The sequence below is a fragment of the Streptomyces sp. NPDC047315 genome (assembly GCF_040643215.1).
GTDB lineage: Bacteria > Actinomycetota > Actinomycetes > Streptomycetales > Streptomycetaceae > Streptomyces.
On record NZ_JBEYTZ010000007.1, the window covers coordinates 57721 to 81496 of the forward strand.

Here is a 23776-nt window from a genome sequence, read left to right on the forward strand (position 1 = left end):
AGGGTTGTCAGATGCTCATCACACATGTCCCGATTACGCGGGTCTTCCGTCACAGCTGATCAACATCACCGCCCTTCCCCTCCTCTTCGACCGGCTCCAGGCGCCAGGCTCAGTGATCGACAGGCGTTTCCGCCGCAGGTCCCTCACGGTCCCCCAACCGTGACTGCGGCCACGCAAGGAGGTGCCACTCAGATGTCGGACAGAAGGCTCTGGTCGTACAAGGAGATCGCCGCTCACATCCGGGTCCAACCGGACACCGTCCGCTCCTACCGCAAGCACGGACATCTCCCGCCCCCCGACCTCGTCGAGGCCGGAAAGCCCTATTGGTACGCCGACACCATCCGTGCCTGGGTGGCCAACCGCCCGGGCAACAGGGGTCGCCGCTGACCGTGCGTCGTCCTGGGTCCCGCACTTCGACCAGGGGTGCGGGACCTCCGCACGTCATATTGGATTGCCGAACGCTTCCCGCGCTTTCGACAATGCCCCCATGAACGCCACCTCCGGTTTCTCCCTCAAACCGACCCTGCACGGGGAACGGGTCACGCTCCGCCCCTTCACCGAAGCCGACGTCCCCACGATGATCGAGATCCTGGGCGATCGCGACGTCCTCCACTTCACCGGGGCTCCCGAGGACGACGAGACGGCGGACGCAGCCCTGCGCGCCTGGTACACCTCCCGCAACGACCAGTCCGACCGCCTCGACCTCGCGGTCGTGAACCGGGCGAACGGCGAGGTCGTCGGCGAGGTCGTCCTCCACGAGTGGGACCCGGCCAACCAGAACTGCCGCTTCCGCACCCTGATCGGCCCCAAGGGGCGCGATCGCGGCCTCGGCACCGAGGCCACCCGGCTGATCGTCGGCCACGGCTTCACCCACGTCGGCCTCCACCGGATCGCGCTGAGCGTCTTCGACTTCAACCCCCGCGCCCGCCGCGTCTACGAGAAGGTCGGGTTCGTCGCCGAGGGGGTCGAGCGCGAGGTGCTGCGCCATCGAGGAGAGTGGGTGAACGCCACCGCGATGTCGATGCTGGCCAGCGAGTGGGCCGCCCGCGCCGACGCCTGATCAGACCAGACCAGATCTGCCCTGGCCTGCTTGGCCTGTCCTGGCCTGGCTGGCCGGCCCCGGGTGCGTTCGCTGGTGCTGGTACCACCGGCACTGCCCCGGGGCTACCGCTCCGGCCTTCGAAACCCGCCCCGGGAACCCGGGAGCTCAGGTCCGCGTCGTGTCCACCGCGTCCCGGGCGGCCTCGGCAGCGGCCTCGTCGCTGGCCCCTGTCCCCGCCGCTACGGGCGGGGCGGGCGGTATCTCCCCCTCACTGAGCCCGAACCGCTCGTGGAACCTCCGCAGCGGCGCCGGCGCCCACCACGTACGCACCCCGGTGAGCTTCATCACCGACGGCACCAACAGCCCGCGGACCACCATCGCGTCCATCAACACCGCCACCGCGAGCCCCAGGCCCAGCATCTTGGTGTTGGTGATCCGGGAGGTGCCGATGGCGACCATCACCACGGCGAGGATCAGCGCGGCTGCGGTGATCAGCCCTCCGGTGCGCTGGAGCCCGAAGCGGATGGCGTGCTCGTGGTCATGCGTGCGGTCGTACTCCTCCTTGATGCGGGAGAGCAGGAAGACGCCGTAGTCCATGGAGAGGCCGAAGGCGACGCAGAACATCAGCACGGGCAGATTCGCCTCGATGTCCCCGGTCGACGTGAAGCCGAGCAGCCCGGACAGATGGCCGTCCTGGAAGACCCAGACCACGGCGCCGAACATGGCCGTGAGGCTGAGGCCGTTGAGCAGGACCGCCTGGAGGGGGATCAGCACGCTGCCGGTCAGCAGGAACACCAGGAGCAGCGTCACCACGACGATGAACGCGAGGGCGAGCGGCAGCTCACCCGCGATCGCCGCCTTGGAGTCCTCCAGGACGGCCGCACGGCCCGTCACGGACGTCTCGAACGGGGCCGGGACGTCACGGATCTCGTGCACCAGGCTCTGGGCCCCCTGCCCCACCGCCTCGCCCTTGGGCTGGACGGTGAAGTACGCAGCGCTGCCGGAGGTGATCGGTCCGTCCACCCGCAGCACTGCGGGAAGCGCGGCGACCCGGTCGCGGTACGCGGCGTACTGCTCGGCACTCACGCCGCCCGCACCGGCGGAGTCGGCGGAGTCACCGGCTTCCGCGAAGATCTCGATGCCGCCGTCCGGGCTGCCGGGGAAGCCGTCCCTGATGTGCTGCTGCACCACGTGCGACTCTGCGGACGACGGCAACTGGCGGTAGTCCGGCGTACCGAACTTGACGCCCAGGAAGGGCAGCCCCAGCAGGACCAGGGCGGTGACCGTGGTGAAGGCGAAGAGCGGGGCGCGGCGCATCACCAGATCGGCCAGCCGCGCCCAGCCGCCCCTGGCCTCCCGGGAGCCCTCGCCCCCGGGCCGCTCGGCACGACCGCGGCGGCGCCGGAACAGGGCGCGCAGGTCGAGGGAGTTGATCCGGTCACCCAGCAACATCAGGGCGGCCGGGAGCAGGACGAGCGCCGCCACGGCGGCCAAGGCGACCACGGCGATGCCCGCGTAGGCGAAGGAGCGCAGGAAGTACTGCGGGAAGACGAGCATGGCGGCGAGGGAGACCGCGACCGTGAGGGCGGAGAACAAGACGGTGCGCCCGGCCGTGCGCAGGGTGGCGCCGACCGCGTCCCTCACCTCGGCTCCGGTGGCCAGTTCCTCGCGGAAGCGGCGCACGATGAACAGGGCGTAGTCAATGGCGAGGCCGAGGCCGAGCGCTGTGGTGAGGTTCTGCGCGAAGACGGAGACGTCGGTGAACTCGGTGATGCCGCGCAACACCGCGTTCGTCCCCAGAATGGCGACGATGCCGACGCCCAGTGGCAACAGCGCGGCGATCACGCTGCCGAAGACCAGGATCAACAGCAGCAGCGTGATCGGCAGGGCGATCAACTCCGCCCGCAACAGGTCGTCCTGGATGATCGTCGTCATCTCGTGGTTCACGGCGACGGGACCGCCGATGGAGACCTCCACCGGGCCGTGCTCGCCACGGAAGGTGTCCCAGATCCGCTCCAGCGTCCGGGTGGCGGCATTCTCGTCCCCCAGGATCCGGGCGACGATCAGCGCCTCATGGCCCTCCTCGGAGCGCAGCGCGGGTGACGGGCTCTGCCAGTACGACCCCACGACCGTGACGTCGTCCTCGGCGGACAGGAGCTCGGTGAGCCGCCGCCCTTCGGCGGCCACAGCCTCGCCGTCAACGCTCTGCCGGCCTGCGTCGACGAGCAGGAGGAGATTGGGCTGGGACTCGGGGAACTCCCGCTCCAGCGCCTTGGTGGCGTAGGCAGATTCGGCACCGGGGTCCTCCCATCCGCCACTGCCCATGCGATCCGCGACGCCACTGCCGGCGAAGACGGCGAGCACCGTGACCACGAGAGCGGCTAACAACGCCAGGCGTGGTCGTGCGGTGACGAGTCGGGTCCATCGCCCGAGCGCGAGCTTCTCCTGCTCGGGGCGCGAGCTTTGCACCCCGGACGAGCGGTTGACTTCGGACATCGTGCGGTGTCCCCTTCACCGTGGCCCGTGCGTACACCGCGAGAGCGCGCGCACGGGGCGATCGTCACCAATGCACGACAAACACGAGTGGTCGCTCGCATTAGCGTGAAGACTAGAATGCGAGTGAGCGCTCGCGTTTGTCAACCGCATCGAAAAGCTGGGGATATCAGTGCCAGAGCCGAGAAGGCGGGAGTCGACAGGCCCGAACCCCGCCGCACCCACGGAAGCCGCCGGGGCACCCGCGCCCGACGGCGCGTCCGACAGACCCCCGCCCGAAACACCCACACCCGAGACACCCGCGCCTGGCACACCCGCGTCCGACCCGCCGGCGCCTGACACGCCCACGCCCGGCCCGCCCGCCAAGCCGCGCCGCCGACAGGCCCGGGGGGAGCGCCGAATCGCGCAGCTCCTGGACGCCGCAGCCAAGGTCTTCTGCACCTCCGGCTACACAAGCGCCAGCACCAATGCCATCGCCCGCGAGGCGGGCGTCTCGCCCGGCACGCTCTACCAGTTCTTCCCGAACAAGGAAGCCATCGCCATCGAACTCGGCGGCCGGCTACTCGAAGACTGGCACCGGTCCCACGGCGCGGCACTGGAGGCGACCAGCCTCGACCTCCCGTTCGACCAAATGCTGGACGCGGTACTGGACCCGCTGTTCGCGTTCAACTACGAGAACCCGGCCTTCGCGGTCCTGATCCACGGCCCAGGCGCGCCCGGCCAGATCACCCAGGAGTTCGAGGCGATCCACGCGAGCCTGCTGACCCGCCTGGAGGGCGTCATCAGCAGCTACCTCCCCGACGCGCCGCCCGCACAGCTCACCCTCATCGCGAACACCAGCTTCGCGATCTTCAAGGCGGGCCTGGACCTCGTCCTCACGCACGAGGGGACAGAGCGCGAGGCGTACGCGACGGAGGTCAAGCGGGCGATGTATCGCTACCTGGAACCACTCTTCCCCGAGGACCACACCGAATCCTGCGCCTCCTTCCATACCCCCTAGGGGTATAGTATGGTGAGCATCGCGAGCGCGGGAGTCGACAGGGCTCCCGCAATGCCCGGTATGCCACGAATGCTGCTCACGCCCCACGAGGAGAACGCCATGACCGCTCAGTCCGACATCGAGATCGTCGAGACCTCCGCCTCCAGCTGCTGCGGTGGCAGCTCCTGCGGCACGGGCGCGAAGGAGGCCGCGACCGAGGGCGCGGTAACGACCGTCTACAAGGTCACCGGAATGACCTGCGGCCACTGCGAGGGCGCCATCGCCGGCGAGATCTCCGCCATCGCCGGCGTGACCTCGGTCTCGGCCGTCGCCTCGACCGGCCTGGTCACCGTGGTGTCCGAGGCCGCCCTCGACGAGGAGGCCGTACGCGCCGCGGTGGACGAGGCCGGTTACGAGCTGACCGGCACGGCCTGAGCCCCGCCGACACGCCGCCAGCATCACCCACTAGATCACCAGGGCCGTACGGAGGCAGCTTCCACCGCTTCCGTACGGCCCTGGCGCACCTCCGGACCACCCCGCAGCACGCGCCGGGGGCCCGGCCGACCGACCGGCCGTCCGACATGCCGGACACGGGGATACGTGATCCGTCTCTCATCTGGCGCGTCCGACGGGACTCCGCAACGCCGTCCGGCGAGCGCCGAAAGCTGCCACAAACGATCATGAATGCAAGCATTGCCGCAGCTCAGAACCGTGATCGATAATGCACCCGATAGGGGTGCACGGCGCTCCCCCATAGGGGTAGCCACGGCCCGCGCTCCGCGCCTCAGCTACACCCGAGGCACAAGACCTTCACAAAGAGACCTAGATCACAGATATTGAGGGGTAACCATTGAGGCTCCTCGCGGGTCTAAATGGACGATGCCGAGAACGTCTTGGGGGACGTTCATGGGTTGTCTTGGGGGACATCCCAGGCAAGCGTTGGCCGGGGCACGTGCCCGGGGAGCTTTGAGCGGCCCTCCCGTGCGTACGTACCCCGGCAGACCGCGTGAGCAACTGCGGTTGCAGACGCCCGGCCGGATCCCGTGGGGGGAATCCGCTCCGGGGATATGGGAAGCGCCCCACTCGCCGACCCGTGGGGGGATCGGCGGTGGGGCGCTTCCGTTCGCCTGGGCGCCCCGTGGCGGGCGCTCGGACTGGTCAGCCGGTCAGCGGGCCTCGACCGGGACGAAGTCGCGCAGGACCTCGCCGGTGTAGATCTGCCGCGGACGGCCGATGCGGGAGCCCGGCTCCTTGATCATCTCGTGCCACTGGGCGATCCAGCCGGGGAGCCGGCCGAGCGCGAAGAGCACGGTGAACATCTCGGTCGGGAAGCCCATGGCCCGGTAGATCAGGCCGGTGTAGAAGTCGACGTTCGGGTAGAGCTTGCGCTCAACGAAGTAGTCGTCGGCGAGGGCGTGCTCTTCGAGCTTGAGGGCGATGTCCAGCAGCTCGTCGGACTTGCCGAGGGCCGACAGGACGTCGTGCGCCGCCGCCTTGATGATCTTCGCCCGGGGGTCGAAGTTCTTGTAGACGCGGTGCCCGAAGCCCATGAGCTTCACGCCGTCTTCCTTGTTCTTCACCTTGCGGATGAAGGAGTCGACGTCGCCGCCGGACTGCTGGATGCCCTCCAGCATCTCCAGCACCGACTGGTTGGCGCCACCGTGCAGTGGGCCCCAGAGCGCGGAGATGCCCGCGGAGATGGAGGCGAACATGTTCGCCTGTGAGGAGCCCACCAGGCGGACCGTGGACGTCGAGCAGTTCTGCTCGTGGTCCGCGTGCAGGATCAGCAGCTTGTCGAGCGCGGCGACGACGACCGGGTCGAGGTCGTACTCCTGCGCGGGGACCGAGAAGGTCATGCGCAGGAAGTTCTCCACGTAGCCGAGGTCGTTCCGCGGGTAGACGAAGGGGTGCCCGATCGACTTCTTGTACGCGTACGCCGCGATCGTGGGCAGCTTGGCCAGCAGCCGGATCGTGGAGAGGTCGCGCTGCTTCTCGTCGAAGGGGTTGTGGCTGTCCTGGTAGAACGTGGACAGGGCGCTGACCACGGAGGACAGCATGGCCATCGGGTGGGCGTCGCGCGGGAAGCCGTCGAAGAACCGTTTGACGTCCTCGTGCAGCAGGGTGTGCTGGGTGATCTCGTTCTTGAACGCGGCCAGCTCGTCGACGGTCGGGAGTTCCCCGTTGATGAGCAGGTAGGCCACCTCAAGGAAGGTGGAGCGCTCGGCCAGCTGCTCGATGGGGTAGCCGCGGTAGCGCAGGATGCCCTGCTCGCCGTCGAGGTAGGTGATCGCGGACTTGTAGGCGGCCGTGTTGCCGTAGCCGCTGTCCAGGGTCACGAGACCCGTCTGGGCCCGGAGCTTCCCGATGTCGAAGCCCTTGTCACCGACGGTGCTCTCGACCACCGGGTAGGTGTACTCACCGTCCGCGTACCGCAGTACTACAGAGTTGTCGCTCACGTCATCCCTCACCGACGTAGTGCCTCTTCTTCGAGGTGCCCTGACTGTCTCTACCATCCCCCATTTGGCGCATGAGAGTGCACTCGGGGTCGACCATTGGGCCCGTTGGCGGCACTCAGTGCCGCCAACCTGCTCATCCTGCCCCGTTCGCCCGGATTCCGGAAGTCGGGGTGTCATTTCCCACCCCACCTGGGCGAGCGGTCCCCCGGGCGGGCGAGCCGCGCCCGGATCAGCCTCCGGCGAGCCGATGGTCCAGCGCGGTGAAGCGTCTGCCTGCGGAAACCGTGCGCACGGCCTGCCCGATGGCCCGACGGGACCCGACCAGCACGACCAACTTCTTCGCCCGGGTCACCGCCGTGTAGAGGAGGTTGCGCTGGAGCATCATCCACGCACCGGTGGTGACTGGGATCACCACGGCGGGGTATTCACTCCCCTGTGAACGGTGGATGGTCACCGCGTACGCATGTGCCAATTCGTCCAGTTCGTCGAAGTCGTAGGGCACTTCCTCGTCTTCGTCGGTGAGCACCGTCAGACGCTGTTCCTCCAGGTGGAGGGAGGTGACCACGCCGACGGTGCCGTTGAAGACGCCGTTCTCGCCCTTCTCGTAGTTGTTGCGGATCTGGGTGACCTTGTCGCCGACGCGGAAGACCCGGCCGCCGAAACGCTTCTCGGCCACGTCCGGACGGGCGGGCGTGACGGCCTGCTGGAGCAGCCCGTTGAGCGCGCCGGCGCCCGCGGGACCCCGGTGCATCGGAGCCAATACCTGCACGTCCCGCCGCGGATCAAGGCGAAATTTGGCCGGAATTCTGTGTGCAGCTACATCAACGGTGACCTTGCCCGCCTCCTCCGTGTCCTCGACGACGAAGTGGAAGAAGTCCGGCAGGCCGGTGGTGATGGGCGGTACGCCGGAATTGATCCGGTGGGCGTTGGTGACGACGCCGGACTGCTGCGCCTGGCGGAAGATCCGGGTCAACCGGACGTTCGGCACGGGGCCGCCGTCGGCGAGCAGGTCCCGCAGCACCTCGCCGGCGCCGACGCTGGGGAGCTGGTCCACGTCGCCCACCAGCAACAGGTGCGCTCCGGGGGCGACGGCCTTCACCAGCTTGTTGGCGAGGAGCAGGTCGAGCATGGACGCCTCGTCCACCACGACCAGGTCCGCGTCCAGCGGTCGGTCGCGGTCGTACGCCGCGTCTCCGCCGGGCTTCAGCTCCAGGAGGCGGTGCACCGTGGACGCCTCGGCACCGGTGAGCTCGGAGAGCCGCTTGGCCGCCCGGCCCGTGGGCGCGGCCAGCACGACCTTGGCCTTCTTCGCCCGGGCCAGCTCCACCACCGAACGGACGGTGAACGACTTGCCGCACCCCGGGCCGCCCGTCAGCACCGCCACCCGGCTGGTGAGCGCGAGGCGCACGGCGGCCTCCTGCTCGGGCGCCAACTTCGCGCCCGTCCGGTCCGCGAGCCAGGCCAGCGCCTTGTCCCAGGCGACGTCCTGGAAGCCCGGCATCCGGTCGTCGGAGGCCCGCAGCAGCCGCTGCACCTGGGCCGCCAGCGACAGCTCGGCGCGGTGGAAGGGGACCAGGTACACCGCGGTGACCGATTCGGCGCCATCGGGGGACGGCACCTGTTCTCGCACGACCCCTTCCTCTTCCGCCGCCAGCTCCGCGAGGCAGTCGATCACGAGGCCGGTGTCGACCTGGAGCAGCTTCACGGCGTCGGCGATCAGCTGCTCCTCGGGCAGGAAGCAGTGGCCCTGGTCGGTGGATTGCGACAGCGCGTACTGGAGGCCGGCCTTGACGCGCTCCGGGCTGTCGTGCGGTATGCCCACGGCCTGGGCGATCTTGTCCGCGGTGAGGAACCCGATGCCCCAGACGTCCGCGGCGAGGCGGTACGGCTGGTTCTTCACGACGGAGATCGACGCGTCCTCGTACTTCTTGTAGATGCGGACCGCGATGGAGGTGGAGACGCCCACGCCCTGGAGGAAGACCATGACCTCCTTGATGGCCTTCTGCTCCTCCCACGCGGTGCCGATGAGCTTGGTGCGCTTGGGGCCGAGGCCGGGGACCTCGATGAGGCGGGCGGGCTCGCCCTCGATGACGTCGAGGGTGTCGATGCCGAAGTGGTCGACGATCCGCTCGGCGATGCGCGGGCCGATGCCCTTGATCAGGCCCGAGCCGAGATAGCGGCGGATGCCCTGGACCGTGGCGGGCAGCACCGTCGTGTAGTTCTCCACGGTGAACTGCTTGCCGTACTGCGGGTGGGAGCCCCAACGGCCTTCCATCCGCAGGGACTCGCCCGGCTGCGCGCCGAGCAGCGAGCCGACCACAGTGAGCAGATCGCCGGAGCCACGGCCGGTGTCGACGCGGGCGACCGTGTATCCGTTCTCCTCATTGGCGTAGGTGATCCGCTCAAGGACCCCTTCGACCACCGAAAGATTGGACATGCCACGACGCTACCGCCACGGTCCGACACTCCGAGCGGCCTGTGGAAAACCCTCTCACCCCCCCGCCTGTGGATAACTCGGGGGTCGTCGGGCTCTCGTGCCTATCGTGGTGACACGGGCTCGCACCATCGCAGCCCGGGTCGAGACAGGTCGTGATCACGGGCGTGCTCATCGGACGTGGTCACCAGGCATGGTCACCGGGCGTGCTCCACGAAGCGGCGGGCGGTCTCGATCAGGACGTCCATGCCGTCGCGCGCCCACAGTTCGTCGTTGAACAGCTCGACTTCGATCGGCCCTCGGTAGCCGGCGGCGTCCACCCTGCGCCGCCACTGCCGCAGGTCGATGCAGCCGTCGCCGAGCTGGCCCCGGCCGGTGAGGACGCCCTTGGGCAAAGGCGTCGTCCAGTCGGCCAGTTGGAAGGCGTGGATGCGGCCGGCGGCCCCCGCCCGCACGACCGCAGCGGCTGCCGTGTCGTCCCACCAGACGTGGTAGGTGTCCACGACCACCCCAACCTGGTGGGGCGGGAAGCGCTCGGCGATGTCGAGTGCCTGCGTGAGCGTGGAGATCGCGCACCGGTCGGCCGCGTACATCGGATGGAGAGGTTCCAGAGCGAGGCGCACACCGCGCTCGCCGGCGTAGGAGGTGAGTTCATGCAGTGCATCGGAGATCCGTTCCCGGGCGCCCGGGAGGTCCTTGCTGCCCGTCGGCAGCCCCCCGGAGACCAGTACCAGGGTGTCCGTGCCGAGGGTCGCGGCCTCGTCGACGGCCGCCCGGTTGTCGTCCAGGGCCCGGGAGCGTTCCGCCGGGTCGGCGGCGGTGAAGAAGCCGCCGCGGCACAGGCTGGTGACGGCGAGCCCGGCGTCACCGAGGAGTTTCGCCGCCGCGGTCAGCCCGTGTGCGTGCACCGGGGCGCGCCACAGGCCGACGCCCGGGATGCCGAGGCGGGCGCAGCCGTCGAGGAGTTCGGGGAGGGAGAGTTGCTTCACGGTCATCTGGTTGATGCTGAAGCGGCTGAGGTCCGCTGGTGGTGCGCCCGCGTCGCGGGGCATGGTGTCGGTCATGGTTCAGGCTCCGTACGCGACGTCGACTCCGTACACATCGAGCAGGGACGCCATCCGGGCTTCGGCCAGCTCCGGGTCGGGGAAGAGGCCGAGTCCGTCGGCGAGTTCGTAGGCCCGCGCGAGGTGGGGCAGCGAGCGGGCGGACTGGAGTCCGCCGAGCATGGAGAAGTGGCTCTGGTGACCGGCGAGCCAGGCCAACAGCACGATTCCGGTCTTGTAGTGGCGGGTGGGCGGTTCGAAGAGGTGGCGGGCGAGGGTGACGGTGGGGTCGAGCAGCGCACGGAAGGCGTCGGTCCCGGTCGCGTCGAGGGCGCGTACGGCTTCCGCGGCCAGCGGACCCAGCGGGTCGAAGACGCCGAGCAGGGCGTCGCTGTGGCCGTGCTCGTCGCCGGCGATCAGCTCTGGATAGTGGAAGTCGTCGCCCGTGTAGCAGCGCACGCCGGGTGGCAGCCGTCGGCGCAGCGCGACTTCCCGGCCTGCGTCGAGAAGCGAGATCTTCACGCCGTCGACCTTGTCCGGGTGGGCGTGGACGACGTCGAGGAAGGTGTCGGTGGCCGCGTCCAGGTCGTCGCTGCCCCAGTAGCCTTCGAGCGCCGGGTCGAACATCGGCCCGAGCCAGTGCAGGATCACCGGGCGGGCGGACTGGCGCAGCAAGTGCCCGTAGAGGTCCCGATAGTCGTCGGGGGTGCGGGCGGTGGCCGCGAGGGCGCGGGAGGCCATCAGCACCGCCCGGGCGCCGGTGTCCTCGACGAGGGCGAGTTGCTCCTCGTAGGCGCGGCGGACGGCGGGGAGCGTGGCCGGGCCGGTGAGTTGGTCCGTGCCGACTCCGCAGACGACGGTTCCGCCGACGGACCGGGCCTCGGCAGTGGAGCGGCGGATCAGTTCGGCGGCGGTCGGCCAGTCCAGGCCCGTGCCCCGTTGAGCCGTGTCCATGGCTTCGGCAACGCCCAGCCCGTACGACCACAGGTGCCGGCGGAAGGCGAGGGTGGCGTCCCAGTCCACCGCGGAGCGGGGACCCCGTCCGGCGGTGCTCCCTGCGACGGGCGGACCTGCGTGGGCTTCGGGGTGGGTCCCCGAGTGGGGGTCGGCGCACGGGTCGGCCACGACGTGGGCCGCCGCGAAGACGGTGCGGGAGGCCGGCGGGGCTGGCCGGGGCGCAAGTCGCAGGGGCTGGGCCCGCGGTGCGTAGGAGCGCAGCGTCCCGTCCTGGCCCGGCAGTCGGATGGTCACAGTGCGAGCTCCGGCACTTCGACGCGTCGGCCCTCCGTGGAGGAGCGCAGACCCAGCTCCGCCAGTTGTACGCCGCGGGCGCCGGCGAGCAGGTCCCAGTGGTACGGCGTGCCGCGGGCGACGTGGCGCAGGAAGAGCTCCCACTGCGCCTTGAAGCCGTTCTCGTACTCCTGGTTGTCCGGGATCTCCTGCCACTGGTCGCGGAAGGACGCGCCCGCGGGGAGGTCGGGGTTCCAGACCGGTTTGGGGGTGGCCGAGCGGTGCTGGGCGCGGCAGCGGCGAAGACCCGCGACGGCGGAGCCGTGCGTGCCGTCCACTTGGAACTCCACCAGTTCGTCCCGCATCACCCGCACCGCCCAGGACGAGTTGATCTGGGCGACGGCGCCGCCGGCGAGCTGGAAGACCGCGTACACGGCGTCGTCGGCGGTCGCCGGGTAGGGCTTGCCGCGCTCGTCCCAGCGCTGCGGCACGTGGGTCGTGGCGTGCGCGTAGACGCTCGTGGCCCGGCCGAAGAGGTCGTCCAGGACGTAGGCCCAGTGGGGGAACATGTCGAGGGTGATCCCGCCACCGTCCTCGCTGCGGTAGTTCCACGACGGGCGTTGGGCCTCCTGCCAGTCGCCTTCGAACACCCAGTAGCCGAACTCCCCGCGCACGGAGAGGACGTCGCCGAAGAAGCCGCCGTCGACCAGGCGCTTCAGCTTCAGCAGCCCCGGCAGGAAGATCTTGTCCTGGACCACTCCGTGGCGGATGCCGGCGGCGTCCGCGAGGCGGGCCAGTTCCAGGGCGCTCGCGAGGTCGGGGGCGGTCGGCTTCTCCGTGTAGACGTGCTTGCCCGCGGCGATGGCCCGGCGCAGCGCGGGTACGCGGGCGGAGGTGGCCTGGGCGTCGAAGTAGACCTCGACGCCGTCGTCGGCGAGGACGGCGTCGAGGTCGGTGGTCCAGTGCGGGATGCCGTGCCGCTCAGCGATGGCGCGGAGCGCGGGGGCACGGCGGCCGACGAGGACGGGCTCGGGAAACAGGACCTCGCCGTCGCCCAGGTCAAGACCGCCCTGGTCGCGCAGGGCGAGCAGCGAACGCACGAGGTGCTGCCGGTAGCCCATCCGCCCGGTGACGCCGTTCACGGCGATCCGCACTGTCCGTTGTGTCACGAAAATGCCTCCAGGCTGACGTCGGGCGGCGTACTCGAAACAGCGATAGCAAGCGCTTTCTAAAGTGGTATGACGCTAGCCTGCGCACAGCGGCCGGACAAGGGCCGTGGCCGATCTCCCCAGGAGGAAAGCGATGACAGTCACCCTGACGGATGTCGCCGCGCGCGCCCGGGTGTCCCCGGCCACCGTGTCCCGGGTGCTCAACGGCAACTACCCGGTCGCGGCGTCGACGCGGGCGCGGGTGTTGCAGGCCGTGGAGGAGTTGGACTACGTACTGAACGGGCCGGCGAGTTCGCTCGCCGCCGCGACGTCCGACCTGGTCGGGATCCTGGTCAACGACATCGCCGACCCGTTCTTCGGGATCATGGCCGGGGCGGCACAGACCGAGATAGGCGGGCAGGAGGGCTCGGGTCGCGCGGGCGGCGAGAAGCTGGTCGTCGTCTGCAACACCGGGGGCTCCCCCGAGCGGGAGCTGACGTATCTGACGCTGCTTCAGCGGCAGCGGGCGGCGGGGGTGGTCCTCACGGGTGGCGCGTTGGAGGATCCGGAGCACATTGCGGCGATGTCCGCGAAGTTGGGGCGGTTGGCGGAGGCGGGGACGAGAGTGGTGCTGTGCGGACGGCCGCCGATGCCGCCGATGCCGACGGGGTCGGCGGGGGTCGGTTCGGGTGCAGTTACCGGTGCCGGGGCCGGTTCGGGGGACGATGCCGTGCTCGCCGCGCTCACCTTCGACAACCGCGGCGGGGCGCGGCGGCTCACCGAGCACCTGCTGGCGCTCGGGCACCGGCGGATCGGGTACGTGGCCGGGCCGACCGAACGCACGACGACGCGACATCGGCTGGAGGGGCACCGGGCGGCGTTGGCGGAGGCGCGGGAGGTGGGGGTTGCGGGCGTGGGTGATGTGGCGGAGCAGGAGCGGTTGACGGTCCACGGGCCGTACTCCAGGAGTTCCGGGTACGACGCGACGTTGGAGTTGCTGCGGCGGGCGCCGGACCTCACGGCGGTCGTGGCCGCGAACGACACGGTCGCGTTGGGGGCGTGTGCGGCGCTGCGGGACCAGGGGTTGCGGATTCCGGCGGACGTGTCGGTGGCGGGCTTCGACGACCTGCCGTTCTCGATCGATGCGGTGCCAGCGCTGACGACCGTGCGGTTGCCGCTGTTCGAGGCGGGGGCGCGGGCGGGGCGGTTGGCGATGGGGCGGGAGGATCCGCCGCCGGGGGGTATCGCGACGATCGAGGCGGAGGTGATGGCGCGAGCGTCTACGGCTCCGCCGGGGCGGGGGTAGGGGTGTGACCTGGCTGGCCCCGCCTGGCCTAGCGATCCCGGGCTGTCCCAGGCTGGACGCGGCCTTGGCAAGTCGGGGAAGGGTGGGGTGACTGGCCGTTTCGCGGGGCGGTGGGGTTGAGCGCGCAGTTCCCCGCGCCCCTGAACAACCGCGCTCGCGCCGTACGCGGAAGATCGACCGGCGACTGCGGGACCGTCGGACGTCTCGCGCAGTTCCCCGCGCCCCCAAGCAACCGCGCCCCACCCCCGTACGCGCAACACCAACCAGCGAACGCGGGACGGTGGGGTAGCTCGCGTAGCGACCCGACGCTCCCGAACAAGCGCACCCCCGCCGCAGGCGAAAGTGGGGCGGGGGGGTCAGTGGATGATGGAGACGATTTGGCAGATGGCTTCGGCCAGGTCGCGGTTGCCTTCGAGGGTGACGTCGGGGGTGGTCAGTGCCGCTGTCGGGTGAATGGCGCGGGTGCACAGGCGCCATGCCGTTTCCGGGGGCATGGTGACGCGCGCGGCCGGGCGGCCGGTCGGCGGCTGCGCCAGGGACCAGCGCTCGGCGGTGGCGGTGGCGGTCCACGTCGTCGACATCGCGGCTGCGTCGACGGCGAGTTGCACCTGGGTGCCGATGGGGGCGGACACCGTGCGCAGGGTGTGCGGCAGGGCGCGCGCGAAGGTGTCCAGTACGAGGGCGAGCGGGCCCGGCGCCGGGTCGGTGGCCTGGCCGGTGGCGTGGCGGATCTGCTGACGGTGCGTCCAGAACTCGGTGAACTCCCGGGCGCAGTCCAGCCACATCGGCGCCGCGTCGATCCCGGCCCAGGACACACCCAGCGCGGGCGCATCGAGGTCCGTCGCCGCGAAGAAGTCGTTCACCTGGCCGCCGACCAGTTCCAGGGTGTCGACGAGCGCGGCGGGGCTGACCCGGGCGTACGCGTCGACCCACTCCTGGTTGATGCGGTGGATAAACGCCTCAAGGCTCTCGCCCGGCGCGAAGGCGGGGCCCTCCTGGTGGCCGTCGCGGTCGCGGGCCAGCCGGCCGTAGCAGTCGCCGAGGAGGTGTGCGGCGAGGTCGCGCACGGTCCAGCCCGGGACGGCTTCCGCCCGCCAATCCGCGGGCCGCAGCGCGCGCAGGGTCGCGATCAGCGCACGGTGCTCGGGGGCGAAGAAGGGGCGGGCGTCGATCGGAGGACCGAGCCAGGACGTGTCCTTGGGCTGCGACGGCATGCGCTCCAGCGTGACAGCAGCGGGTGCGAGGGGCGATCGGATTTCGCCCGTACGACATTCGCCCATACGACCCGGCTCACACGCCCCCGGCCCGTACGACCCGGCCCGCACGACCCGGCCCGTACGACCCCGGCACACTCGTGGGCGCCTACGCATTGCCGGCCCGCACCCTCGCGCGTACCTTTGACTGAGTCAAAGGTAATCGAACGCGTGGGGTGGCACGGTGATCCAGGAGATGCGGGCGTTCAACCGCTTCTACACGAATCTGATCGGTGCGTTGGACTACAGCAAGCACCTGTACACGCCCTACACCCTCACCGAGTCCCGGGTCCTCTACGAGCTGGCGCACAGCCCTCGTACGGACGCCGCCGACCTGCGGGCCGAGCTGTCGTTGGACGCCGGGTACTTGAGCCGGTTGCTCGGGAAGTTCGAGCGCGCCGGGCTCGTGGCGCGCGCGCCCTCGCGCCAGGACTCCCGGCGGCAGCGGATCACGCTGACCCCGAAGGGGCTCCAGGCCGCCGGGCTGCTGGACGAGCGGTCGCGGGAGGCCGTCGGCGCGCTGGTCGCGAAGGTGCCGGCCGGGGAGCGGGACGAGTTGGTCGCGGCGCTGCGGACGGTGCGCAGGACCCTGGGGCGCACCCGGCCCGCCGCGCACGACGGGCCGCTGCTGCGGGAGCCCCGGCCGGGCGAGTTGGGCTGGGTGGTGGCCCGGCACGGTGCGCTGTACGCGGCCGAGTACGGCTGGAACGCGGACTTCGAGGCGCTGGTCGCCCGGATCGTCGCCGACCACGTGCAGGACCGGGACCCGCGGCTGGAGCGGACGTGGATCGCGGAGCTGGCGGGGCGCCCGGTCGGTACGGTGATGTGCGTACGGGACGAGGCGCCCGGCACCGCGCGGCTGCGGCTGCTGCTCGTGGAGCCGGAGGCGCGCGGGTACGGGCTCGGGGAGCTGCTGGTGCGGGCGGTGGTGGACTTCGCGCGGGATGCGGGGTACCGCGAGCTGGTGCTGTGGACCAACGACGTGCTCGCCGGGGCCCGTCGGATCTATGAAAAGGTCGGCTTCACGCTCGTCGCCGAGCAGCCGCACCGCTCGTTCGGAGCGGACCTGGTCGGCCAGGACTGGCGGCTGCCACTCCACCCCGACCCCGACCCCGACCCCGAGCCCCACCTCGACCCCGACGCGAACGCGAACGCCGAGCAGGCGCGGGAGGACGTGAGATGACCGCCGCCGAACGCCCCGGGCCCCGGTTCGCCTTCTCCACCCTCGGCGTGCCGGGCATGCCCCTGCGCGACGTCGCCGCGCTCGCCGTCGACACCGGGTACCAGGGCGTCGAGCTGCGCGCCCACCCCGAGGAGCCGGCGCACGTGGCGCTGGACGGCCGGGAACGGGCCGCCGCGGCGCGGGAGTTCCGGCGCGCGGGCGTCGCGGTGCTCTCCGTCTGCGGTTACGCGAAGGTCGCGGCGCCCGGCCCCGACGCACCCGTACGGGACGAGGTCGTACGCCTGCTGGAGCTGGCCCGGGACCTGGGTGCGCCGTACGTGCGGGTGTTCCCCGGAGCCGGCGCGGAGACCGAGCCCGCCGACACCGACGCGAACGCTGGCACCGACACCGACACCGACACCGCCGCGGCCCGCCGGCTCCGGGCGCTCGTGCCCGCCGCCGCCGACCTCGGCGTACGGATCCTGTTGGAGACGCATGACTCGCACCGTACGGGCGCGGCCGTCGCCCGGATCGTGGGCGCCGTCGACCGTCCGCAGGTGGGTGCGATCTGGGACGTGGTGCACCCCTGGCTGGAGCACGAGCCGCCGGCCGCCGCGCACGCCGCGCTCGCGCCGCACCTCGGTTACGTCCAGGTCAAGGACGTGGCGTCGCGCGAGGACCTGGCGCCGCTGCCGCTGGGCGCCGGTGTGCTCCCGCTCGCGCAGTGCCTCGCCGTGCTCACCCGGCCGACGTGGCTGAGCTGGGAGTACGAGAAGCGCTGGCATCCTGCGGCGACGGAGCTGCCGGAGCTGTTGACACCGGGGCGGGAGCACTTGAGCCACCTGCTCGCGGCAGCGAGGTGAGGGCGATCCCGCCGACGAGCAGCACGGCGGCGGCCCAGCCGAGCGCGGTGACGCGCTCGCCGAGGAGCAGCGCGGCGGACGACATGCCGAAGACGGGGACGAGCAGCGAGAAGGGGGCGACGGACGACGCCGGGTAGCGGCGCAGCAGGTGGCCCCAGGCCCCGAAGCCGAAGACGGTGGTGACCCAGGCGACGTACACCAGGACGCCGAGGCCGGTCCAGTCCAGTCCGCGCACGGCGGCCAGGCCGGCCTGCGGGCCCTCGAAGAGGAGGGAGAGGGCGAGCAGCGGCAGCACCGGCACGGTGGAGACCCACACCATGAAGTTCAGGGCGTCGGGCGGGGCGGCCTTGCGGGTGAGCACGTTGGACATGCCCCAGCAGGCCGCGGCTGCGATCACCAGGACGAAGGCGAGCACCGGCCCGGAGGCGCCTTCGTTGACCGCGGCCAGCGCGATGCCGCACAGCGCGACGGCCATGCCGACGACGCGCTGCCGGCCCGGGCGCTCGCCGAGGACGGCCGCGGCGATCAGCGCGGTGAAGACGGCCTGGATCTGAAGGACGAGCGAGGACAGACCGGCCGGCATGCCCTGGTCCATGCCGATGAACAGCAGCCCGAACTTCGCGACGCCGAGCGCCAGCCCCACCCCGACGATCCACTTCCAGGCGACCTTGGGGCGGCCCACCAGGAACACCGCGGGCAGCGCGGCGACCAGGAAGCGCAGGGCGGAGAAGAGCAGCGGCGGGAAGTGGTCGAGGCCGACTTCGATGATGACGAAGTTGACGCCCCACACCGCGGTGACGAGGACGGCGAGGGCTATGTGGGCGGGGCGCATGAGGTGAGGATGACCCGACCCAACCATGTAGCACCAGCGCCGATTCCTTCATGGTGGGATTCAGTTCTGCTAATGATTGAATGGACGACGTCGAAGACGGCCCGGCGGCGAGACCGCAGGGCCGCAGATCTCCAGCGAGGAGCCCGCCGTGCTCGACCTCGGACGACTCCGCGCCCTGCACGCGGTCGCGGTGCACGGCTCTGTCGCGGCGGCGGCCAGCGCGCTCGGCTACACCCCCTCCGCGGTCTCCCAGCAGATCACCAAGTTGGAGCGGGAGACCCGTACGACGCTGCTCGAACGGCGCGGCCGGGGCGTCGCGCTCACCGACGAGGCCCGGCACCTCGCCGCCACCGCACAGGAGTTGCTGGCGATCGTGGAGCGCGCCGAGACGGTGTTGGAGGAGCGGAAGGGGAAGCCGAGCGGGCGGCTGACGATCGCGGCGTTCGCCTCGGCGGCGCGCGGGCTGCTGCCGGGGGTGCTGGCGGAGTTGGAGCGCGCCCACCCCGGCCTGGACGCCCGGCTCAGCGAGGTCGATCCGCATCTGTCGGTCGACCTGGTGGCGCGGGGCCTGACCGACGTCGCGGTGGCGCACGACTGGGACATCGCGCCGCTGCCCGCACCGGAGGGCGTGGACCAGGCGGTGATCGGGGACGACCTGTGCGACCTGCTGGTGCCCGAGGGCCATCGGCTCGCCGGGCGGCGGGCGGTGCGGCGGGAGGAGTTGCCGGGCGAGCGGTGGATCTGCCAGCCGCCGGGCACGGTCTGCCACGACTGGTTGGTTCGTACGCTGCGGGCGACGGGCCACCAACCGGACCTGGTGCACCAGGCGGAGGAGAACCACACGCAGGTCGCCCTGGTGGCGGCGGGGCTGGGCATCGCGATGATGCCCCGGCTGGGGCGCGGGGCGCTGCCGCCGGGCGTGGTGGCGGTGGCGTTGGACCCGATGCCGCGGCGGAGGCTGTACGCGCTGTGGCGTACGGGTGCGGCCCGTCGGCCGGCGATCACGACGACCGTGACGACCCTTCAGGAGCGGTTCCGCGCGCACTGCGCGACGGGCTCCGAACACCCGCGGGAGCAGGCCCTTTAGGGAACCCCGAGCCCCCGCCCTCAGCCCTTCCCTCAGCCCTTCCCTCAGCCCTCCCCCAGACCTTCCTTCGCCCCTCCCCCACCCCCTCCCCGCTCCCCCTCAAGGACCGCTCCAATGGTCCGAACCATTGATCAATAGGTCCACACCACCTCATCCACACAACATCCACAACTTTCACAATCTTCGCCAGCGGGCCCGCCACCACCCCGGTGACCATTGATTTTTTACTCGCGGGTCTTATTGCCCTCCCATCACATTGGCAGTTAGTTTCAGCTCCGTTCGATCGTTTCTGGACGTTTCCTTCAACTCCTTTGCCAGTTAGGCCGGAAGGAGCACCCCCATGCACGACCAGAACCAGCCCTCGCGCCAGGTGTCCAGGCGCACCCTGCTCGCCGCGACCGCCGTCGCCACGGCCGCCGTGACCGCCGGCGCCGCACCGGCGGTCGCGGCGGGAGAGCGACACAGACCGGATCGCGACGCCCGGCTCAAGAAGCTCATCGCGAAGATGAGCCTGGAGCAGAAGGTCGGCCAGCTCTTCGTGCACTGGGTGTCGGGCAACGACGCCCACAACCCCGCGCCCAGGGACGCCGAGGAGAACCTCAAGCGCACGGGCGTGCGCACGCCCGCCGAGATCGTGAAGAAGTTCCACCTCGGCGGGGTCATCTACTTCGGCTGGTCCAACAACGTCAGCAACCCCCGCCAGCTCGGCGGCATGACGAACGACCTGCAGACCGCGACGCTCAGCCAGTCCGGCTCCGTACCGCTGCTGCTCTCCATCGACCAGGAGCACGGCGGCATCGTCACCCGGGTCGGCCTGCCGGCGACGCAGCTCCCGGGCGCGATGGCGCTGGGCGCGGGCGGCTCCCGCAGCGACACCCGCACCGCCGCGTACATCGCCGGCACCGAGTTGGCCGCGATGGGCATCTACCAGAACTACGCCCCGGTCGCCGACGTCAACGTCAACCCGGCCAACCCGGTCATCGGCGTCCGCTCCTTCGGCTCCGACCCCAACGCGGCGGCCCGACTGGTCGCGGCCCAGGTCAGCGGCTACCAGGGCGCCGGAGTCTCGGCCTGTGCCAAGCACTTCCCCGGCCACGGCGACACCGCCACCGACAGCCACACCGGTCTGCCGCTGATCAACCACACCCGAGCCGAGTGGGACAAGCTGGACGCCCCGCCGTTCCGGTCCGCCATCAAGGCCGGCATCGACTCGATCATGACGGCGCACATCCAGGTCCCCGCGCTGGACCCGAGCAACGACCCGGCCACCCTGTCGCGCCCCATCATCACCGGCATCCTCCGCCAGGAGATGGGCTTCGACGGCGTCATCGTCACCGACGCCCTCAACATGGAGGGCGTGCGCACCAAGTACGGCGACGACCGCGTCCCGGTGCTCGCGCTGAAGGCCGGCGTCGACCAGCTGCTGTTCCCGTACGACCTGCCGGTGGCGTGGAACGCGGTCGTGAAGGCGGTCAAGGACGGCGAACTCACCGAGGCCCGCCTCGATGAATCGATCCTGCGCATCCTGCGGATGAAGGAGAAGGTGGGCCTGCTCAAGGACCCGTACGTCTCCCTCAGCCGGCTCGACCGGGTCGTCGGCAACCGCAAGCACCGGGCCGCCGCCGACAAGATCACCGAGCGGACCACGACCCTGCTGGTCAACGAGGACGAGCTGCTGCCGCTGAGCAAGCGCCGGCACAAGAACCTGTTGGTCGTCGGCGTGGACCCGGTCTCGCCCACCTTCACCGACCGGCCGGCGACGACCGTGGTGTCCGAGACGCTGAAGTCTCTCGGCTTCGCCACCACCGCCGTCGGATACGCCAACAACGCCGCGATCACCCCGGCCGCGATCGAGGCCGCCGTCGCCTCGGCCGCCGGCAAGAACGCGATCGTGGTGCTGACCTCGAACCTGGGCGCGACCAGCAACCAACGCACCCTCGTCACCCGGCTGGTGGCGACCGGCGTCCCGGTGGTGCTGCTCTCGCTGCGCAACCCGTACGACGTCGCGTACACGCCGGGCGTCGCCGCCGCCGTCTCCTCGTACGGCTGGACCGAGGTCGAGGTGCGCGCCGCGACCCGGGTCATCGCCGGCCGGGTGGAGCCGGAGGGCCGACTGCCGGTGCCCGTGCAGCGCGCGGACGACCCGAGCAAGGTGCTGTTCCCGGTCGGCCACGGGCTGTCGTTCGACGACTGACGCCGGCCGCCCGAAACCGGCAGGACGTCAGAGCCAGGGGGCCGTGCCCGTCGCGTACGCGCGACCGGCACGGCCCCCGTGCTCCTTCACCGGCTGCCAACTACGGCCGCAGGCCCTGCTTCCGCTCCACGTCCTGCTTGTCGAGCTTCTTGTCGAACTTCGTCAGCGGCTTCGCCTTCGACTCGTCCTGCTGGACCGTGGCCGGGGCCACGCCCGCCCACTTCAGGATCGACGCGGTCGCGGCGGCCCGCTGCTCCGCCGGCAGCCCGGCGACGTTCGCACCGTGGTTGCCGCCCGGCACGGTGTAGACGTACGAGTCCTTCGCGCCCTTGCCCAGGCGGAACGGCTCGGCGCTCCACGGGTCGTTGCCGCCGTTGACGAACATCATCTGCCGGGCGTTGCGGCTCACCCAGCGGTCGACGTCCTTCATGGCGTTCTTCTGGAACCGCATCGGGATGTCGCGCGGCACGAAGTTCCGCGGCGGCTGGTAGCCGTACCGGCTCAGCCCGTTCAGGTGCGGCTGCTCGATGTCCGGCGAACCGAGCTGCGTACCGGCCTGGTAGTAGTACGGCGTGTACGGCGCGAGCCCCTGGTCCGTGTAGAACGCGAAGCCCGACACGGAGTCGATGGAGTCCCACAGCTCCTGGTCGGTCGCGGTCTTCGCCACCGGGATGGCGTCGCACGCGGCCACCTGGCCGTACTGCCAGAACGCCCAGGTGTAGTCGAGGACGACCGCTTCGAACGCCCGGTCCTGCGAACCGATGGTGTTGAAGGTGTAGCTGTTCTCCTGCGCGAACTTCGCGTACTTCTCGTTCAGCGCGTCCCGGCGCACCAGGGCCTCGCGCTGCACGTTGTTCAGCCGGTCGCGGCACTCCTTGGTGCCGACGTTCGCGAGGAAGCGGTCGTACGCCGAGTCCTCGTCGTTGCGGACGTCGTTGGGCGCCACGTACGCGACGACGCCGTCCATGTCCCGCGGGTAGAAGCGCTCGTAGTAGGTGGCGGTCATGCCGCCCTTGGAGCCGCCCGTGGAGATCCACTTCTTGTCGTAGATCTTCTTCAGCGCGGTGTGGATGCGGTGCTGGTCGCTGGCGGCCTGCCAGATGTCGAGCTTGGACCAGTCCGCCGGGTCGGGTCTCGACGGGCTGAAGAACCGGTACTCCATGGAGACCTGGTTGCCGTCGACGATCGCCGTGGGCTCGCTGCGGCGCGGGCTGGTGTTCAGCCCGTAGCCGGAGGTGAAGAAGACCGTGGGCCGGCTGGTGTCCTTGTGCAGCAGGGTGATGCGCTGCTGGAAGGTGCCCTTGCGCGGGTTCCGGTGGTCCACGGGTTGGGTGTAGTTGAGGACGAAGAACCGGTACCCGGGGTACGGCTTCTCCTCGATCAGGCTCATGCCCGGTATGGCCAGGATCCGGTCTTTGATGTCGGCGGTCGCCGGTGTTCCGGTCGCACCGGTCGCGGGCTCGGCGGCGGTGGCCGCACCTGCCGTCGCGCCGGTCGCACTCACGGTGCCGATGAGCAACGCGAGAGACAGCACTCCCCTGAGCGCCTTACGCATGAACCCTCCCCATGGAATCTTCGTGGGTCGCGGTGAACCTAGCGGTGCGCACCCCCGCACCGCCAGACCCCAACGCACATGACCTGGGAGAACTTCACCGCCCCGATCACCCGTCGACCGCTGTTGACGGCTCTTCAGATTGCAGTCGGGAAGGGAACCAGCACAGGATTCAGCACAGGATCCAGCCCGTCGCGCCGCCGGCGCCGGCGACCGAACCAGAGGCCCGTACGCAGCGGTTGTGTGCGTACGCGGACAGCGGGCCTGCACGGCGGGTGTAGCTGCCGCGGTCGGTCACGGTCCGGCCGCCGCGGGACTGGAGGGACACGGACATCGCGCGCCGCGGGCCGGGCGCCTTGGCGAGGGTGACGGCGCAGGCGTACCGCGCGTTCTTGTAGACCCTCAACTCGCCCGTGCGGAACCGGACCGACTTGACGAGCCGTCCGGTGCACAGGGCGTTCGCCCTGACCGTGTCGTCGGCGGGGGCGGCGCGCGCCGGGGACGCGGCGGGTGCGGCCGATGCGGGTGCGACGCCGGGGCCGGAGAGGACCAGCGCGGTGGCCGCGACGAGCGCGGCGACGGCGTACGTCGCGGTCCGCGCCCAGGGGCCGGGGCGGCGGCCCCGGCCGGCCGGGTGCAGCCCTCTTGCGGTGGACTCCGTGAACCTCGGCACTGCCGTTCTCCCCTCGCCCCGTGCGGCAC

18 protein-coding genes and 1 pseudogene are annotated in these 23776 nt (G+C 70.8%); 9 read left to right on the forward strand and 10 right to left on the reverse strand.

Annotation, left to right across the window (positions count from 1 at the left end):
- Nucleotides 1-192 precede the first annotated feature (192 nt).
- A complete protein-coding gene (locus ABZ842_RS09695) occupies nucleotides 193-387 on the forward strand; it encodes a MerR family transcriptional regulator (RefSeq protein ID WP_361534541.1) in 195 nt (64 codons plus the stop codon).
- A 100-nt stretch (nucleotides 388-487) separates the two neighbouring features.
- Nucleotides 488-1060 (forward strand): GNAT family protein, encoded by a 573-nt coding sequence (locus ABZ842_RS09700; RefSeq protein ID WP_361534544.1) that lies wholly within the window; start codon nucleotides 488-490, stop codon nucleotides 1058-1060.
- 147 nt (nucleotides 1061-1207) lie between these two features.
- Here ABZ842_RS09700 and ABZ842_RS09705 read toward each other — a convergent pair whose 3' ends face one another.
- Entirely contained in the window at nucleotides 1208-3538 is a 2331-nt protein-coding gene (locus tag ABZ842_RS09705; protein WP_361534547.1) for an MMPL family transporter, read from the reverse strand.
- Nucleotides 3539-3935: 397 nt separating this feature from the next.
- On the opposite strand from ABZ842_RS09705, the gene ABZ842_RS09710 reads away from it, so the two are divergent.
- Both ABZ842_RS09710 and ABZ842_RS09715 read left to right on the forward strand, forming a co-directional pair.
- Nucleotides 3936-4535: a TetR/AcrR family transcriptional regulator gene (locus ABZ842_RS09710; RefSeq protein ID WP_361535119.1), complete on the forward strand. Its 600-nt coding sequence runs from the start codon at nucleotides 3936-3938 to the stop codon at nucleotides 4533-4535.
- Between the two features lie 99 nt (nucleotides 4536-4634).
- Nucleotides 4635-4949 carry a cation transporter gene (locus ABZ842_RS09715; protein ID WP_361534550.1) on the forward strand — a complete coding sequence of 105 codons (315 nt, stop codon included), beginning with the start codon at nucleotides 4635-4637 and terminating at the stop codon, nucleotides 4947-4949.
- Nucleotides 4950-5680: 731 nt separating this feature from the next.
- Here ABZ842_RS09715 and ABZ842_RS09720 read toward each other — a convergent pair.
- From ABZ842_RS09720 to ABZ842_RS09740, 5 genes are all read right to left on the reverse strand, one after another.
- Entirely contained in the window at nucleotides 5681-6970 is a 1290-nt protein-coding gene (locus ABZ842_RS09720) for a citrate synthase (RefSeq protein ID WP_361534553.1), read from the reverse strand.
- Between the two features lie 229 nt (nucleotides 6971-7199).
- The gene (locus ABZ842_RS09725) at nucleotides 7200-9407 is read right to left on the reverse strand and encodes an ATP-dependent RecD-like DNA helicase (protein WP_361534556.1); all 2208 of its coding nucleotides are present in this window, start codon (nucleotides 9405-9407) and stop codon (nucleotides 7200-7202) included.
- Nucleotides 9408-9601: 194 nt separating this feature from the next.
- Nucleotides 9602-10468 carry a sugar phosphate isomerase/epimerase family protein gene (locus ABZ842_RS09730; RefSeq protein WP_361534559.1) on the reverse strand — a complete coding sequence of 289 codons (867 nt, stop codon included), beginning with the start codon at nucleotides 10466-10468 and terminating at the stop codon, nucleotides 9602-9604.
- 3 nt (nucleotides 10469-10471) lie between these two features.
- Complete coding sequence (locus ABZ842_RS09735; protein ID WP_361534562.1) at nucleotides 10472-11698, reverse strand: dihydrodipicolinate synthase family protein; 1227 nt, start codon at nucleotides 11696-11698, stop codon at nucleotides 10472-10474.
- Complete coding sequence (locus tag ABZ842_RS09740) at nucleotides 11695-12846, reverse strand: Gfo/Idh/MocA family oxidoreductase (protein WP_361534565.1); 1152 nt, start codon at nucleotides 12844-12846, stop codon at nucleotides 11695-11697. The genes ABZ842_RS09735 and ABZ842_RS09740 overlap by 4 nt, the downstream gene beginning before the upstream one ends.
- 133 nt (nucleotides 12847-12979) lie before the next feature.
- On the opposite strand from ABZ842_RS09740, the gene ABZ842_RS09745 reads away from it, so the two are divergent.
- The gene (locus tag ABZ842_RS09745) at nucleotides 12980-14131 is read left to right on the forward strand and encodes a LacI family DNA-binding transcriptional regulator (RefSeq protein ID WP_361534568.1); all 1152 of its coding nucleotides are present in this window, start codon (nucleotides 12980-12982) and stop codon (nucleotides 14129-14131) included.
- A gap of 356 nt (nucleotides 14132-14487) precedes the next feature.
- On the opposite strand, the gene ABZ842_RS09750 is transcribed toward ABZ842_RS09745, so the two are convergent.
- Entirely contained in the window at nucleotides 14488-15345 is an 858-nt protein-coding gene (locus tag ABZ842_RS09750) for a maleylpyruvate isomerase family mycothiol-dependent enzyme (RefSeq protein ID WP_361534571.1), read from the reverse strand.
- 235 nt (nucleotides 15346-15580) lie between these two features.
- On the opposite strand from ABZ842_RS09750, the gene ABZ842_RS09755 reads away from it, so the two are divergent.
- Together ABZ842_RS09755 and ABZ842_RS09760 are read left to right on the forward strand one after the other, a co-directional pair.
- The gene (locus ABZ842_RS09755; protein WP_361535122.1) at nucleotides 15581-16567 is read left to right on the forward strand and encodes a helix-turn-helix domain-containing GNAT family N-acetyltransferase; all 987 of its coding nucleotides are present in this window, start codon (nucleotides 15581-15583) and stop codon (nucleotides 16565-16567) included.
- A pseudogene (locus tag ABZ842_RS09760) lies at nucleotides 16564-17382 on the forward strand (sugar phosphate isomerase/epimerase family protein); the annotation flags it as partial. The gene ABZ842_RS09755 and the pseudogene ABZ842_RS09760, both read left to right, overlap by 4 nt.
- Here ABZ842_RS09760 and ABZ842_RS09765 read toward each other — a convergent pair.
- Nucleotides 17285-18241 (reverse strand): EamA family transporter, encoded by a 957-nt coding sequence (locus ABZ842_RS09765; protein ID WP_361534574.1) that lies wholly within the window; start codon nucleotides 18239-18241, stop codon nucleotides 17285-17287. The pseudogene ABZ842_RS09760 and the gene ABZ842_RS09765 overlap by 98 nt on opposite strands.
- A 148-nt stretch (nucleotides 18242-18389) precedes the next feature.
- Between ABZ842_RS09765 and ABZ842_RS09770 the strand changes: the two genes are divergently transcribed.
- Nucleotides 18390-19328 (forward strand): LysR substrate-binding domain-containing protein, encoded by a 939-nt coding sequence (locus tag ABZ842_RS09770; RefSeq protein ID WP_361534577.1) that lies wholly within the window; start codon nucleotides 18390-18392, stop codon nucleotides 19326-19328.
- Between the two features lie 340 nt (nucleotides 19329-19668).
- A complete protein-coding gene (locus tag ABZ842_RS09775) occupies nucleotides 19669-21522 on the forward strand; it encodes a glycoside hydrolase family 3 protein (protein WP_361534580.1) in 1854 nt (617 codons plus the stop codon).
- Between the two features lie 100 nt (nucleotides 21523-21622).
- Here ABZ842_RS09775 and ABZ842_RS09780 read toward each other — a convergent pair whose 3' ends face one another.
- Entirely contained in the window at nucleotides 21623-23077 is a 1455-nt protein-coding gene (locus tag ABZ842_RS09780; protein WP_361534583.1) for a S28 family serine protease, read from the reverse strand.
- Nucleotides 23078-23246: 169 nt separating this feature from the next.
- The gene (locus ABZ842_RS09785; protein ID WP_361534586.1) at nucleotides 23247-23747 is read right to left on the reverse strand and encodes a hypothetical protein; all 501 of its coding nucleotides are present in this window, start codon (nucleotides 23745-23747) and stop codon (nucleotides 23247-23249) included.
- Nucleotides 23748-23776 lie beyond the last annotated feature (29 nt).